This window comes from Microbacterium sp. NPDC056569, assembly GCF_042793475.1.
Taxonomy (GTDB): Bacteria; Actinomycetota; Actinomycetes; order Actinomycetales; family Microbacteriaceae; genus Microbacterium.
On sequence record NZ_JBHTUV010000006.1, the window covers coordinates 148784 to 163363 of the forward strand.

Annotated in this window: 11 protein-coding genes; 2 read left to right on the top strand and 9 right to left on the bottom strand. The window is 72.2% G+C overall.

Annotated elements, in window-relative coordinates; translation table 11 throughout:
* The first annotated feature begins 10 nt into the window (after positions 1 to 10).
* Both ACFQ7C_RS09145 and ACFQ7C_RS09150 read left to right on the top strand, forming a co-directional pair.
* Entirely contained in the window at positions 11 to 1540 is a 1530-nt protein-coding gene (locus ACFQ7C_RS09145; protein WP_378899376.1) for a DUF4038 domain-containing protein, read from the top strand.
* A gap of 3 nt (positions 1541 to 1543) precedes the next feature.
* On the top strand, positions 1544 to 3676 hold the full coding sequence (locus ACFQ7C_RS09150; protein ID WP_378899379.1) for a beta-galactosidase: 2133 nt from the start codon (positions 1544 to 1546) through the stop codon (positions 3674 to 3676).
* 171 nt (positions 3677 to 3847) lie between these two features.
* Here ACFQ7C_RS09150 and ACFQ7C_RS09155 read toward each other — a convergent pair whose 3' ends face one another.
* The 9 genes from ACFQ7C_RS09155 to ACFQ7C_RS09195 form a co-directional block, all read right to left on the bottom strand.
* Positions 3848 to 5590 (bottom strand): hypothetical protein, encoded by a 1743-nt coding sequence (locus ACFQ7C_RS09155; RefSeq protein ID WP_378899382.1) that lies wholly within the window; start codon positions 5588 to 5590, stop codon positions 3848 to 3850.
* Positions 5591 to 5744: 154 nt separating this feature from the next.
* The gene (locus ACFQ7C_RS09160; protein ID WP_378899385.1) at positions 5745 to 6500 is read right to left on the bottom strand and encodes an SDR family NAD(P)-dependent oxidoreductase; all 756 of its coding nucleotides are present in this window, start codon (positions 6498 to 6500) and stop codon (positions 5745 to 5747) included.
* Between the two features lie 3 nt (positions 6501 to 6503).
* Complete coding sequence (locus ACFQ7C_RS09165) at positions 6504 to 7367, bottom strand: phosphogluconate dehydrogenase C-terminal domain-containing protein (protein ID WP_378899388.1); 864 nt, start codon at positions 7365 to 7367, stop codon at positions 6504 to 6506.
* A complete protein-coding gene (locus ACFQ7C_RS09170) occupies positions 7364 to 8158 on the bottom strand; it encodes a sugar phosphate isomerase/epimerase family protein (RefSeq protein ID WP_378899392.1) in 795 nt (264 codons plus the stop codon). Before ACFQ7C_RS09170 ends, ACFQ7C_RS09165 begins: the two co-directional genes overlap by 4 nt.
* A complete protein-coding gene (locus tag ACFQ7C_RS09175) occupies positions 8155 to 9114 on the bottom strand; it encodes a triose-phosphate isomerase family protein (RefSeq protein WP_378899395.1) in 960 nt (319 codons plus the stop codon). The genes ACFQ7C_RS09170 and ACFQ7C_RS09175 overlap by 4 nt, the downstream gene beginning before the upstream one ends.
* Positions 9114 to 9584, bottom strand: coding sequence for a ribose-5-phosphate isomerase (locus ACFQ7C_RS09180; protein WP_378899398.1), 471 nt, complete (start codon positions 9582 to 9584; stop codon positions 9114 to 9116). Before ACFQ7C_RS09180 ends, ACFQ7C_RS09175 begins: the two co-directional genes overlap by 1 nt.
* A complete protein-coding gene (locus ACFQ7C_RS09185; RefSeq protein WP_378899401.1) occupies positions 9577 to 11322 on the bottom strand; it encodes a dihydroxyacetone kinase family protein in 1746 nt (581 codons plus the stop codon). Before ACFQ7C_RS09185 ends, ACFQ7C_RS09180 begins: the two co-directional genes overlap by 8 nt.
* Positions 11319 to 12737 (bottom strand): MFS transporter, encoded by a 1419-nt coding sequence (locus ACFQ7C_RS09190; RefSeq protein ID WP_378899404.1) that lies wholly within the window; start codon positions 12735 to 12737, stop codon positions 11319 to 11321. Before ACFQ7C_RS09190 ends, ACFQ7C_RS09185 begins: the two co-directional genes overlap by 4 nt.
* Positions 12738 to 12889: 152 nt before the next feature.
* The gene (locus ACFQ7C_RS09195; RefSeq protein ID WP_378899407.1) at positions 12890 to 14572 is read right to left on the bottom strand and encodes a hypothetical protein; all 1683 of its coding nucleotides are present in this window, start codon (positions 14570 to 14572) and stop codon (positions 12890 to 12892) included.
* Between the last annotated feature and the right edge of the window lie 8 nt (positions 14573 to 14580).

Consider the following 14580-nt stretch of genomic DNA (forward strand, 5'->3'; position numbering starts at 1 on the left):
GAGAATCCCCGTGTCCTCTGAGCATCGCGCTCCCCAGTCGCCAGAGCTGTACCGCCCCGTCGAGCTGGCGTTCGCCGGCACAGACGTGATCCCCGCCGACCGGACGCCGCTGACGGTCCGCGCGCGTCACGAGGGATCGGGCGCGGAACGCGTCGTGCCCGGATTCTGGGACGGCGGCACCACGTACCGCGCGCGGTTCGCGCCGGACCTCGAGGGGGAGTGGTCGTGGACGAGCGAGAGCACGGATGCTGCGCTCTCGGGCAGGTCGGGCATGTTCGAGGTGACGCGCGGCACGGACCGCGGGCCGGTGCGCGTGGCGCACCGCTTCCACTTCGCGCACGCCGACGGCACGCCGTTCCGGCCGGTCGGAGCGACCGCCTACAACTGGCTGCACCAGGACGAACCGCTGTTCTCGTCGACGGTCGACGCGATCGCGGAGGCGGGCTTCAACAAGTTCCGCTTCATGGTGTTCCCGCAGGGCGGCGGGTACATCGAGCACGTCCCGACGCTCATGCCGTTCGAGAAGACCGACGGCAGGTGGGACGTCACCAAGCCCGTGCCGGAGTTCTTCCAGCGACTCGACCGCGCGGTCGAGGTGCTCGGGGAGCGCGGCATCCAGGCGGACGTGCTCATCTACAACGCGTACGACCGCGGCCAGTTCGGGCTGAACGAGCTCACGGAGGAGGAGGACGCGATCTACCTGCGCTACCTCGTCGCGCGGCTCGCGGCCCACCCGCACGTGTGGTGGTCGCTGTGCAACGAGTTCGACCAGCTCGAGCGACCGGACGACCGCTGGGATCGCACCGGCGCACTCCTCGCCGAGATCGATCCGTACGACCACCTCCGCTCGATCCACAACTGGATCGAGCTGTACGACAACAACCAGCCCTGGGTCACGCACGCCTCGATCCAGAACGGCTCGGTCACCACGGACTTCGGCCGCGCGAACCTCTACCGTGACGTCTACGGCAAGCCGGTGGTGCTCGACGAGATCAAGTACGAGGGCGACATCCCCGACCGCTGGGGTCACCTGGACGCCGAGCAGCTCGTGCACCAGTTCTGGATCGCCACGGTCGCCGGCACGTACGCGTCGCACGGCGAGAGCTTCGCGACCGACTCGGGGAGCCTCCACATGGTCGAGGGCGGTCCGCTCCGCGGCGACTCGCCCGCACGGCTGGCGTTCCTCCGCGGGATCCTCGAGCGGGTCGACGGGGCGGGCCTCGACCCGATCGACAAGTGGGACGACCCGGCGCATGTCGCCGGCATCCCGCGCCGCCTCTACGTGCAGTACCTCGGCGCCTCGGCCCCCGCGACGTGGGAGTTCCGCCTGCCGATCGGCTTCCCCGGAGAACGGCCGGAGCCGGGCGATCGGTTCGAGGTCGATGTCATCGACACATGGAACATGACCGTCACCCCCGTCGGCCGCGTCTTCACGCTCGACGACGTGCAGCGCAACGACGCCTACGACCGCGCATCTGGGCCGGTCGAGCTGCCCGAGGGCGAGGCGCTCGCGCTGCGCATCACGCGCGTCGAGGGCTGACCCGTGGGGCTCGAGCGGGAGCCGGGCGCACCCGAGCCGCACCCGAAGCCGCGGGACGCAGCATCCGTCGATCGCCTGAAGGCCTGGCGGGGCGGCCCGCGGCTCGGCACGGCGTACTACAACGAGTACCTGCCCGATCCGACCCGGCTCGAGACCGACCTGCGACTGATGACCGAGGCGGGGATCACGTGCATCCGCGTCGGCGAGTCGGTGTGGTCGACGTGGGAGCCGCGTGACGGCGAGTTCGACCTCGAGTGGATGACGCCGATCCTCGACGCCGCCGCCCGGCACGGCATCGGGGTCGTCCTCGGCACCCCGACGTACGCCGTGCCGCCGTGGCTGGCGCGCGCCCACCCCGAGCTCGCGGTCGTGCGCCGCGACGGCTCATCGGTGCCGTGGGGCGGGCGCCAGGAGGCCGACTACACGTCGGAGGTGTTCCGCGGGTACGCCGAGCGCGTGATCCGCGCGGTCATCGGCCGCCACGGCCGGCACCCCGCCGTGATCGGCGTGCAGCTCGACAACGAGGCGGGGCTGCACCTCATCCACAACGCCGAGGTCGTCGAGCGGTTCCGCGAGTGGGTCGCTGAGCGCTACGGCGACGTCGAGACGCTCAACCGCGCGTGGGGCCTGACGTACTGGTCGCACCGCATCGCCGACTGGGACGAGCTGTGGGCGCCTGCGGGCAACACGACGCCCGCGTACGACCTCGCGTGGCGGAGGTTCCAGGCCGAGCTCACGGCGGACTTCATCGGCTGGCAGGCCGGCATCGTCCGCGAGCTCGTCGCCGACGGCACCTTCCTGACCACGTGCATCGCCTACCAGCGCCCCGCGATGGACGACGTCGCGGTCGGCGCGCAACTCGACATCGCGAGCGGCAACGCCTACTACCTCGCGCAGGACGCGCTCGACCTCGACCGCGAGGGTGCCGGCGGCCAGTGGTACGCCGACGACGTGCCGCAGCTCGTGCTCATGGCCGATCGCATGCGGGCGACGAAGCAGGGGCCGTTCCTCGTCACCGAGACGGGCGCCGCGTCGATCGGCCCCGCCTGGCTCACCCGCCCGCCGTACGACGGCCAGCTCGCCCAGGCGGCCTGGCTGCTCGTCGCCCGCGGCGCGCGACTCGTCTCGTACTGGCACTGGCACACGCTGCACTCGGGTGCCGAGGTGAACTGGGGCGGCGTTCTCGCGCACGACCTGTCACCGGGTCGCATCTACGGCGAGATCGCCGCGATCGGCCGGCAGTTCGCCGCGGCGGCGGAATGGCTGACGGATGCTGAGCCCGACGCCGACCTCGGCCTCGTGTACGCGCACGACAGCGAGTGGATGACGGCCTTCGAGCCGCCGCTTGCCGCCGGATCCGAGGGGGACCGCGGGTCGTACGCGCGGATCGTCGGAGCGTTCGGCCGCGCCGCGATCGACGCCGGCCTGCAGGTCGGCTATGTCAACGAGCGTCAGCTGCCCGAGGCCGACGAGCTCGTCCGCCGCTACCCGGTGCTCGTGGTCGCGGGGCTGGTCGCAGCATCCGATCCGACGCTCGAGACGCTCGTCGAGTACGCGCGTCTCGGCGGCCGGCTCGTGCTGGGTCCGCGTACGGGATACGGCGACGACGAGGGGCGGATGCGCGCGGCGCTCGCCCCGGCGATCGCAGGCCCCGCGGCGGGCGTGGGGTACCGGGAGTCCGCCTCCCTGGCCGCGCCGGTCGACGTCATGCGCGACGGCGAGGTCGTCGGGAGCGCCCACGGCTGGGTCGACGGGCTCGAGCCCGACGGCGCCGAGGTCGTGCTGGGGTACCGGCACGAGCTGTTCGGCCGGTGGGCCGCCGTCACGCGACGCGAGGTCGGCGCGGGCTCGATCACCGTGGTCGGCACGCTTCTCGACCGCGTCACCGTGGCCGAGGTGATCACCGGTGTGGCGGGGGCACCCGAGGGGATCCTCTCGGTGCGGCCGAGCTCCGTCACCGCGCACTCCCTCACCGGCCTGCGAGGGCGCGTGTGGGTCGTGCACAACTGGTCCCCCGAGCCTCGGGCCGTCGTCCTGGCGCGGGGCGCAGCATCCGTCGTCGACGACACGGCGCACGCGGCGGGCGCCGAAGTGACGCTCGCCCCCTGGGGCGTCCGCGTCTGGCGCGAGGCCTGAACAGCGCTCGGGCCGGGTTGGCCCGATGTGCCGGATCGTCCGCCGGTAGCGACAGGTCTGGCCGACTCGGCGCCGGCAGGGGGAGGTCGAGTCGGCCCTCGACGCCGCGCCCCGCGCGCGCATCGACGTCTTCGGCCGACTCGGCGCCGGCCGCGTGGAGGGTTTCGGACGTCAGAGACGCGTGAAGGTGCCGGGCGCGACGTCGGCGCGGCGGAACCCGCCGCCGGGGAGTTCGACCTCGACCGTCCGGACGCGGTCGTCGAGGTTCGCGGCGAGCACCACGTCGCCGTCGGCGGTGCGGGCGCCGATCGCCCACACGAGTCCGTCGGGGGAGTCGCCCCGCAGCCCCGGCTCGCCCGCCAGGCCCGCGAGGGCCTCGACGGCGTCGAAGACAGGCAGGGCCTCGCCGTCCGCGGTGCGCACCCCGCGCGGGCCCCATTCCTCGAAGTAGGCGAGGGTCGCGACGCCGGGAACCGCGAAGGCGGCGGCGCTGGCGACGGTCCACGCGGCGAGCTCGGGCGCGGCCTGGCGCGGGTCGACGGCGTCGGTGAGCGCCGAGCCGTAGCCGACGCGCAGGTCGTCGTGCTCCGGCATCGGCGGCGGGGTCGTGGCCACGTCATTGAAATGCGGGCGCAGCGAGATCGGCCCGATGTGCACCGGCAGCCCGCCCGCCATGGTCGCGGCCTGCCGCGCCGCGACCCGCTGGATGCCGACCGCCTCGACCAGCTGGGCGGTGCTGAGGCTGTGGAACAGCGGCGTGCTGCTGAACACGATCCCGTCGAGGCCGCGCGGGAGGCGGTGGTGCTCGCGGTTGAGCTCGGTGAAATGCGAGCGCGCACCGCCGACCACCTCGGCGTCGATCCCCGCCTCGGTGAGAGCGTGGCGCAGGGCGGCGATCGCGTCGAGGTCGGAGACGTGGCGTGCCGGACCGGTCGGCGGGAACGCGGTGACCCGCGCGAGCGGCAGGTCGCGCAGCGCCGGCGCGGCGTGGTCGATGGCCGTCGGATCGTCATCGGCGAGCACGAACCTCACATCGAGCGGAGATCCGGATGCTGCCGCCCTGTCGAGTGCGGCACGCCAGTTGCGGCTCGCGAGGTCGAGCTCGACGAGCACCGCGGCGGGCCACGCGCCCCCGGCGTCCCGGCGCTCGGCGGGGGCCGGATCCGGCGCCGTCGACGCTGACACGGCGATCCCGGGGAGGGGCGGCCCCTCCGCGAGGCGGATGCGGGTCACCGGGTCGTCGACGCCGGCGGCGGGCGTTCCCGACACCCCGATCTCGACCGACTGGACCACGCGCTCACCTGTGGCGAGCGGGTAAGGGAAGGGCAGCGCGAGGGGACGGCTGTACGTCTTGAACGAGGCATCCGTCCAATTGCGCTGGTCCTCCATCTCGAACACGTCGCCCGTGAAGCGCACGTCGACGTCGAGGCCGTCGTGCGTCCACGCGAGGCCCGCGATGTCGAACGCCGGCTGGTGGGGGCTGATGCCCGCGGGGAACCGGGAGCGCACCACCGAGCCGTCGGAGTGTCGGACGTGCAGCGTGGATCCGGCGAGCTGCGGCGGGTGGAGCACGACGAGCCCGGTGCGGTTCGTCTCGAAGTCGGAGGCGGACTCGAGGTCGGCGAGCACCCGCAGCCGGCCGGCGCCGCGCACTTCGGCGCGCACGACGCCGTGGAGGTCGGAGCCGAGGCCCGTCGAGTGCACGTGGAGGGTCAGCGCGATCCCGGACGAGTCGACGCGGTCGACCACGAGGCCGGCGGTGTCCCAGTTGCGGTCGCGGATCACCGCGCGCACCGAACGGAGCACGACGCGGCCCTCGTAGGCGATGTCGGCGAACTCGTCGTCACGCAGCTCGAGCGACCAGGGGCCGCTCCGCCACTCGCGCGCCGGCTCACCGTTCCACAGGTCCGTCATCGTCCCATCCTCGCTTCACCTGTCACGGTGTGCCACGGGTGGCGGCAGTTCGTGACGGGCGAGCAGTTCGTGTTCGTCCGGAGATGTTGCTCACCTGTCACGATGTGCCACGGGTGGCGGCAGTTCGTGACGGGCGAGCAGTCGGTGATCGGGGTCAGAGCGAGGTCATGCCGCCGTCGACCTGGAAGGTCGCACCCGTGGCGAAGGCGCCGTCGTCGCTCGCGAGGTACACCATGATCCCCGCGACGTCGTCGGGGGTGCCGGCACGACCGATCGGGATGCGGCTGATGATCGCGGCGCGCGACGCGGGGTCCTCGCTGATCGCGGCCACCAGCGGCGTCTCGGTGTACGCCGGCTGCACCGTGTTGACACGGATTCCCTTGTCGGCGTATGCCGCGGCGACCGTGCGGCCGAGGCCGTGCATGCCGGCCTTCGACGCGCTGTACGCGGTGAAGTCCTTGCCTTCGCCGTTGACCGCCGTCGGGCTGCCGGTGAGGATGATCGACCCGCCGCCGCGCGGCACCATGGAGCGCAGCGCGTGCTTGACCGTCAGGAACGTGCCCGTGAGGTTGATGTCGATCGTGCGGCGCCAGACATCGAGGTCGAGGTCTGCCGCTGGCGCGTCCTGCCCGAAGAGCTGCACGCCGGCGTTGGCCACGACGACGTCGGGCGCCCAGCCCGCCGCCTCCACCTCGGCGAAGGCCGCGGCGACCGCGGCCTCGTCCGAGATGTCCATCGTCACCGCGCGGGCGTTGTCGCCGATCTCGGCGGCGGCGGCCGCCGCCCCCTCGCCGTTGCGGTCGGCGAGGATCACCCGTGCGCCCTCACGGGCGAAGCGCTGGGCGACGGCGAGGCCGATGCCGAGCGCCGCCCCCGTGACGAGCGCGGTCTTGCCCTCGAGCTGACCCATGGGTCAGCGCTCGATGTGGTCGAGGTGCAGCATCCGCGCGAGGTTCTTGTCGAGCTCGTCGTCGCGGAAGATCTTCTTCCAGTCGTCCTTGATGATCGACTCGCGGCCGTAGTCCATCGCGATGAGGCAGGCGTCCGAGAACGGGTTGTCGCCGCGCAGGCCGTTGGCGAGCGCCACCTGGGTGTGGCCGTACAGGATGCTGCGCGCCGCCGCTTCGGGAACACCCATGGTGTTGATCGCCTCGTCGAGCGCCTCGTTGAGGAGCGCGCCGATCATGCAGGCGACCGTCTCGACCAGCGTCGGCTCGAGCTGGGCGAGCTGCTTGACGGTCACGAAGTGCACGTCGATGACGGGGGCGTAGATCGCGCGGACCGTCGCCTCGACGATCGCCTTGTGCGCGGGGTCGTCGCTCTCGACGGCGGCGATGGCGTCCTGCGGGGCCGCGATGCCGCCGAACGTGTCGGCCCACTCCTCCTTGGTGGTGCGCTCGAGGAAGACCGACGGATGGCAGGGGTGCGCGACGGCCTGGACGACGTCCTCGCGGGTGGTGAGGAGGCCCGCGTAGGCGGCGGCCGGGTCGAGCGTCAGCACGATCGCGCCGGACTTCAGCTGCGGCACGAGGTCGGCGGTGACGGGGCCGAGCGCGAGGTCGGGCACGGCCAGGACGACGATGTCGGCGTGGGCGACGGCGGTGGCGGCATCCGTCAGCTCACGACCCGCGTCCAGCGTGCGCTGCTGTCCGGCGGGCGAGTTCTCGACGTACCAGACGGTGTGGTCGGTCTTGACGAGGTTGTTGGACACGCGCATGCCCATCTTCCCGCCGGCGCCGACGACGGCGATCTTGTACGTGTCGGTGGTGGTGCTCATGTCGTGCTCCTCAGATATTCGATGGTGCGGCGGGTCCATTCCCGCTCGGTGCGGACGGTGGTCTCGGCATCCCCCTGCCAGGAGAGCCAGTGCTCGACGACCTCGTTGATCCCGCGCTCGCGCGGGCGGACGGTCTCGAGCAGGTGGGGGTAGTCGTGGAGGCCGTCGCCCATGGGCACGCCCCCGTAGGTGAAGCCGACCCAGCCCGGCTGGCGGGCGAAGGCGAAGTCCTTGACGTGCACGTTCTTGACGTGCGGGGCGGTCTGCTCGACGCAGTCGCGCGGACGCTCCAGGCGGGCGACGACGTTCGCGGGATCGAGGCAGATGCCGAGGCGGTCGTTGCCGATGCGCGCGACGAGGTCGACGAGGTCTGCGGTGGCGACCTGCTCGTACGTCTCGAGGGCGAGATCGACTCCGGCGGCCTCGAAGGACGGGAGCGTGGCGCGGAGCCATTCCTCCGCCTGATCGAGGGTGGGACGCGTGTCGGCGGAGTAGAGCATGCTGCGCACCAGGGTGGTGCCGAACGCGCTCGCGAGGTCGAGGAACCGCGTGAGCCGGTCCGGCTCGATCCCCTTCGTGCCGAGCTCGACGGTGAGGTCGAGGTCGCGCGCGGCGGACGCCGCATCTGCGAGCTCCGCGCCGGTCATGGCCTCGAGGGGTGCGTAGTCGCAGATCTGGAACAGATCGACGCCGAGCTCCTTCGTGGCCTCGAACGCCCCGACGAGCGACAGCGGTTCGGGCACCTGGTCGGAGTGCTGCCAGAAGAAGGCGTACGTGCCGAGGCCGATCATGCGTCGACCCCCGTCGTCTTCTCGCGAGACTCCAGCGGAGCGCCGAGACTTCCGATGGAGCCCGCCGTCTCGGCGCTCCGGTGAAGTCTCGGGGTGGGGTGGAGGAGACGGGAGGAGGCGAGGACGGATGCCTCGTCCCAGACCGCGACGAGTGCGTCGGGGTCGTGCGCGAAGCGGCCGAGGAAGAGGCCGTCGACGGCTTCGCCGAGGCGGGTGAGCAGGCCGGGGCCGGCCGAGCCGCCGTAGATGACGACGCTGCCGGTGCGGGCGGGGTCGGCGTCGACCGCGGCGCGCAGCGCGCGGGTGACGGTGGCGATGTGGTCGTCGGGCGCGGGCTGGGCGGCGCCGATGGCCCACACCGGCTCGTAGGCGACGATGACGGGTCCGGCGGGCACGTTCTCGAGGTTCGCGGCGAGCTGCTCGACGTTCGCGAGCGCGGCGGAGGGGGCGCCGAGGTGTTCGGCTTCGCCGATGCACAGCACCGGGGTGATGCCGTGGGTGAGGGCGGCGGCGGCTTTGGCGGCGGTGACGGTGTCGGTCTCGTCGAACAGGCGGCGCCGTTCGGCGTGGCCGATCTCGGCGACCTGGACGCCGACTTCGGCGAGCTCGTCGGCGGCGACCTCGCCGGTGTAGGCGCCGGGAGGGTAGGCGGAGATGTCCTGCGCGCCGACCAGCACCGGGGTGCCGGCGAACGCGGCGAGGGCGGCGGGGATCTGCAGGTAGGTGGGGATCACGAAGAACCGCACGGAGCCGTCGGCCACGGCGGGGTGGTCGGCCGCGCGGGCGGCGACGTCGGCGAACCACGCGCGCGCCCGCTCGTGCCCGAAGTACGTCTTCAGGCTCACCCCGACCGTGACCGCGGCGTGCACGAACTCCGCCTGATCTCGCGCGACGCGCAGGTTCGGCGCGGAATCCTGCGAGCTCGGTGCGATTCTGCGGAGTTCGTGCTCGGTCATCAGCAGGATCCGGTGGTCTCGAACTCGTCGATGACGGCGACCTTGTCGGCCGACGCGGAGGTGGTGTCGAAACGGTAGGTGAGCCACTCGCGGACGAGGCGGCGCGCGAGCTCGATGCCGACCACGCGCTGGCCCATGGTGAGCACCTGCGCGTTGTTGGACAGCACGCCGCGCTCGACCGAGAACGAGTCGTGGGCGGTGACGGCGCGGATGCCGGGTACCTTGTTCGCGGCGATCGCGACGCCCAGGCCCGTGCCGCAGATCAGCAGCGCCCGGTCGGCGGTGCCGGCCGCGACCTGCTGGGCGGCCTCGATCGCGACCTTCGGGTACGGGGTGTGGCCGTCGGCGTCCACCCCCACGTCGATCACCTCGACGACACCGGGGTTCTGCTCGAGGTCCTTCTTGAGGATCTCCTTGTAGTCGAAGCCGGCGTCGTCGGCGCCGATCACGATGCGCAGGGGCTCAGGCATTCGCGTTCTCCTTCTGGTTCTCGGCCGCGAGCGTCTCACCCACGGCGGTCACGATGAGCGCGAGCGAGATCGCGCCCGGGTCGGGGGTGCCCACGCTGTTCTGGCCGTGCGTGCGGGCGCGGCCCATGCGGGGGAGGAGCTCGGCGGTCGCCGCAGCGGCGCGGGTGGCAGCATCCGCCGCAGTCCGCCACGCGTCGGTGAGACCGGCGCCGGCGTCCACCGCGCCGGTGAGGGTGGTGCTGAACGGCACGAGCGCGTCGACGAGGGTCTTGTCGCCGACCTCGGCCTTGCCGTAGTCGGTGACGCCGCGTGACCCGGCGGCGACGCCTGCGGCGACCGCGGCGGGCTCGGGGCGGCCGGTGTCGCCGAGCTTCGCGGCGACGGCGTTCAGGATGACGCCCCACAGCGCGCCCGAGGTGCCGCCGGCCTTGTCGGCCCAGGCGTCGGCGGCGTGCGCGAGGGTGGTGCGGGCGCCGGCTCCGGCGTCGACGGCGGCGGTCGCGGCGGCGAGGGCCGCGTGCGAGCCGCGCTGCATGCCGATGCCGTGGTCGCCGTCCCCGGCGATCGCGTCGATGCGGCCCAGCTCGTCGACGTGGGCGTCCACGGTCACCGCGATCGTGCGGACCGCAGCGAGCACCGTCTGGGCGGCGGCACGGGATGCCTCGTCCCCGGGCTCGATGGCCTCGGCGACGGCCGCGGTGGTGTCGGCGGCGACGAGGCGCTGCTGCGGGGCGACGGAGCCGCGCCGGTACGCGGGGGTGTCGACCGGGGCGTCCCACAGGGCGGCGAGCTCGTCGTCCAGCCAGAACAGGGTGAGCGACGTGCCGGCCATGTCGAAGCTCGTGCAGTACTCGCCCACGTGCGGGTCCACCAGCTCCAGACCCGCATCCCGCAGCAGCTGGGCGATGCGCCGGTAGACGACGAACATCTCCTCGTACTTCAGCGAGCCCAGGCCGTTGAGGATCGGCACGACACGCGCACCCACCACTTCGATCCCCTCGGGCACCTCGGCCAAGAGTCGCGAGACGAGCAGCTCGGCGAGGCCGTCGGCGGTGGGGATGTCGGTCTCGTCGATGCCCGGCTCGCCGTGGATGCCGAGACCGATCGCCATCCGCCCCTCCGGGACGGTGAACAGCGGCTGCTCGGCACCGGGCAGCGTGCAGCCGGTGAACGCGACGCCGAACGACCGGGTGCGCTCGTTCGCGTGACGGGCGAGGCGGGTGACCTCGGCGAGGTCGGCGCCCGCCTCGGCCGCGGCGCCCGCGATGCGGAACACCGTCAGATCGCCGGCGATGCCGCGGCGCTTGTGCTTCTCGTCGGCGGTGGCGCTGACGATGTCGTCGGTGACCGTGACCGTCTCGCACGCGATGCCCTCGGCCCGCAGCCGCTCCTGCGCCGCGTCGAAGTTCAGCACGTCGCCCGCGTAATTGCCGTAGGAGAAGAACACCCCGCCACCGTTGTCGGCCGCCTTCGCGACCGCGAACACCTGCTGCGTCGACGGCGACGCGAACAGGTTGCCCATCGCCGCGCCGTGCGCCAGCCCCGGACCCACCAGCCCGCCGAACGCGGGGTAGTGGCCAGAGCCGCCACCCACGACGACCGCGACCTGGCCGGCCGGCGACACCGTCGAACGCACCACGCCGCCCGGCACCCGGCGGACGTACCGCTCGTTCGCCGCGACGAAGCCGTCGATCATCTCGTCGGCGAAGTCCGCCGGCTCATTCCACAGTCGGGTCATCGCGCGTCACCCTTGGGGTCGGCGGCGGCGCTCAGCGCCTCCGCGTCCACGGCGGGGTCATCGGTCGACGTCTCATCCACGGTCACCGGGTTGATGCGGTTGCTGCGGGCGAGCAGCACCATCAGCACCGCCGAGACGAGCATGACGAGGCCGACGATGAACATCGGGATCTCGTAGCCGCCGGTCCAGTCGTGCACGAAGCCCGTGACGAACGGCGCCGAGAACCCGGCCAGGTTGCCGATCGTGTTGATCAGTGCGACACCGGCCGCCGCCGCGGCACCCGTGAGGAAGCGCGTGGGAAGCGTCCAGAAGTTCGGCAGGGCGGCGAAGATCGCGGACGCCGTGATCGTGATGACCGCGATGGTGGCGGCGGGCGATCCCATGAACAGGGCGAGCGGGATGCTGATGGCCCCGGCGATCGCCGGACCCGCGATGTGCCACGTCTTGAGGCCGCGCTTGGAGGCGTCGCGCGACCAGAAGTACATGACGATGGCGGCCGGCAGGTACGGGATCGCGGTGATGAGGCCCTTCTGCAGCGTGTCGAAGGTCTGACCCGTCTGCGCCTGGAAGCCCTCGATGATCGTGGGGAGGAAGAACGCGAGCGCGTACAGGCCGTAGATGAACCCGAAGTAGATGAAGGAGAGCACCCACACCCGACCGCTCTTGAAGGCGAAGCGCGCCGACACGTGGCCGTGCTCCTTCTTCTGCGTCGCCGCCTTCTCGCGGTCGAGGGCGTCCGTCAGCCAGACCTGCTCGTCGCGCGTCAGCCACTTGGCGTCCGCCGGGCGGTCCTTCAAGTAGAACCACGCGATGACACCGACGACGATCGCCGGGATCGCGACGCCGAAGAACATGAAGCGCCAGCCCTCGAGCCCGAAGAAGACCTCGTGCTGCTGGATGAGCCAGCCGGCCAGCGGGGCGCCGATGACGGTGGTGAGCGGCTGCGCCAGGTAGAAGAGCATGAGGATGCGGCCGCGGTACTGCGCGGGCACCCAGAGGCTGAGGAAGAGGATGGCGCCGGGGAAGAAGCCGGCCTCGGCGACGCCGAGGAGGAAGCGCAGCACGACGAGCTGCTCGAAGTTCTGCACCCACGTGAACAGCAGCGCGACGATGCCCCAGCTGACCATGATGCGCGAGAGCCAGCGGCGGGCGCCGAACTTGTGCAGAGCCAGGTTCGAGGGCACCTCGAGCAGGATGTAGCCGATGAAGAAGACGCCCGACGCGAAGCCGAACTGAGCGGCGCTGAGCGCGAGGTCGTCGTTCATGCCGTTGGGGGCGGCGAAGCCGATCGCGGTGCGGTCGAGGTAGTTGATGAAGAACATCAGCGCGACGAACGGCACGAGGCGGATCGACACCTTGCGGATGGCGGATCGCGCGACGGGCGGCGCGACCGCGACGGTCTGGTTCTGGTCCACAGTGACTCCTGCTCATCGACGGTGATCGAGGTGGTTTCCGGGACCCATTGTGACAAACCGGTTGACCAATTGCAAGCGCGAGCGGATGCGGCCTCCCCCCGTCGCGTCGGGGGAGTGGGCGTTCGCGACTCGGGGTACGAGGCGCTCGGAGCTCAGGCGATGCGGCGGGCCGCAGCATCCGTGATCTCGAAATCGAGCGTCTCGCCGCCGGGTTCCGTCGCGCGGATGCGCAGCTCGACGTCGCCGAAGCGCTGCGTCCAGACGTCGGGCGCGCCGGCGTGCGCGGCGATCGCCTCCTGCGCGTCGGGGTCGTCGAGCGTCTCGTAGACGATCCATCGCCCATGGCCGACCCGCGCCGATCGCGAGCGCTCGGCGTCGCACAGCCACGAGGCGATGAGAACGGTCGCCCCGGCGGCCGCGCGGGTGCGCAGAGCGTCGAGGGTGGTGCGGGGAAGACGGCTGCCCGCGACCACGACGAGACCCGCGTCGGCGAGCTGCTCGGCGCCCACGTGCTCGTCGAACGCGAGCACGCTGCGGGTCGGCTGGAACAGTCCGTGCATGCGCGTCGGCTCGGGCGCTCCCGCGGCGAGCGGGAATCGCGGACGGGGGATGTCGTTGAGCTGGTGGCGCGGGAAGTCGTACCCGGGGATGTGCAGGCAGGTGCCGTGGTCGGGGAGCTGTCCATGGCTGAGCGCTCGCCATGCCTCGAAGACGCTGCGCGAGGTGCCCGGCGCAGTCGCCGAGCGGTTGCCGAACGGCCGTGCGCCGCGCCCGAAGTCGCTGTCGTCGGCGTGCACGAGGGCGACGTCGGCGCGCGCCTCGCGATGGCTCCAGCGAAGCGGATGCCGCGGCACGAAGTCGCGCACGAACTCCCGCCACACCTCGCCGTGGGCGGTGCGCTCGAACGCTCCGGAGCCGCGGTGGCGCACCAGCACATCGATGTTCTCGACGAACAGCCGCGTCGGAGCGAACAGGTAGGCGAGTCGCAGCGCCGACGCGAACTCGGCGGGAGAGTGCCCGGGGAAGCCCGGGGCCCGCGTGAGCCAGGGGCCGATGTCAGGGCCCCAGAGGTCGGCGCAGATCCACAGCTCGCGCCCGTACTGCAGCGCCGCGCCCAGCGCGGTGCCGAGCTGCAGCGGCTGGAAGGACTCCTTCATCACCTTGGGCGCCGGGGTCATGCCGGCACGGGCGAGCGTGTGGAACATCACGGGGAACACGTGCTCGGCGAGGACGGGCACGGCCGGGGCGCCCGCCTGCGCCGTCGCGGTCTCGACGTCGCGCACGATGCCGCGCGCCGTGTCGTCGATCACGGCGATCGCCTGCTCGGCGGAGAGGCCCTCGGTCTGCCCGAAGTGCGGCAGGTGGGCGTCGTGGCGGTACTGATCGGCGTGGATCTGCAGGTGCTCGGGCTCGTCGTACAGCACGCCGGCCAGCACGCCGGCGGCCGCGGCATCCCGGATGAGGTTCTGCGGCAGGTCGTACCGGTTCGTGCCCGCGACGAACGGGCCGTTGATGTTGCCGTACTCGTTGCCCAGGACCACGTCGATCCCGGCCTCGGCGAGATCGGCGATCAGCGCACCGTGGTCGGCGTGGGTCGGGATCACGTGGTGCACGTAGAAGTCGGCGCCGAGGTCGCGCAGCGCGGCGACGAATTCGCCTGCCGTCGGCGCGGGATCCTGCGACGGGATCGGGATGCCTGTCCCCGTGCGCATGATCTCGTCGGAGGAGGCTCCCGCCCAAGGGTCCTGGAACGCGACGACCGGGCCCTGGATGCCCAGCGACGGCCGCGTCGGGGCCGGCGCGGATGAAGCGGTGGCGGGTACGTCGATGGGCACGGCGGAGT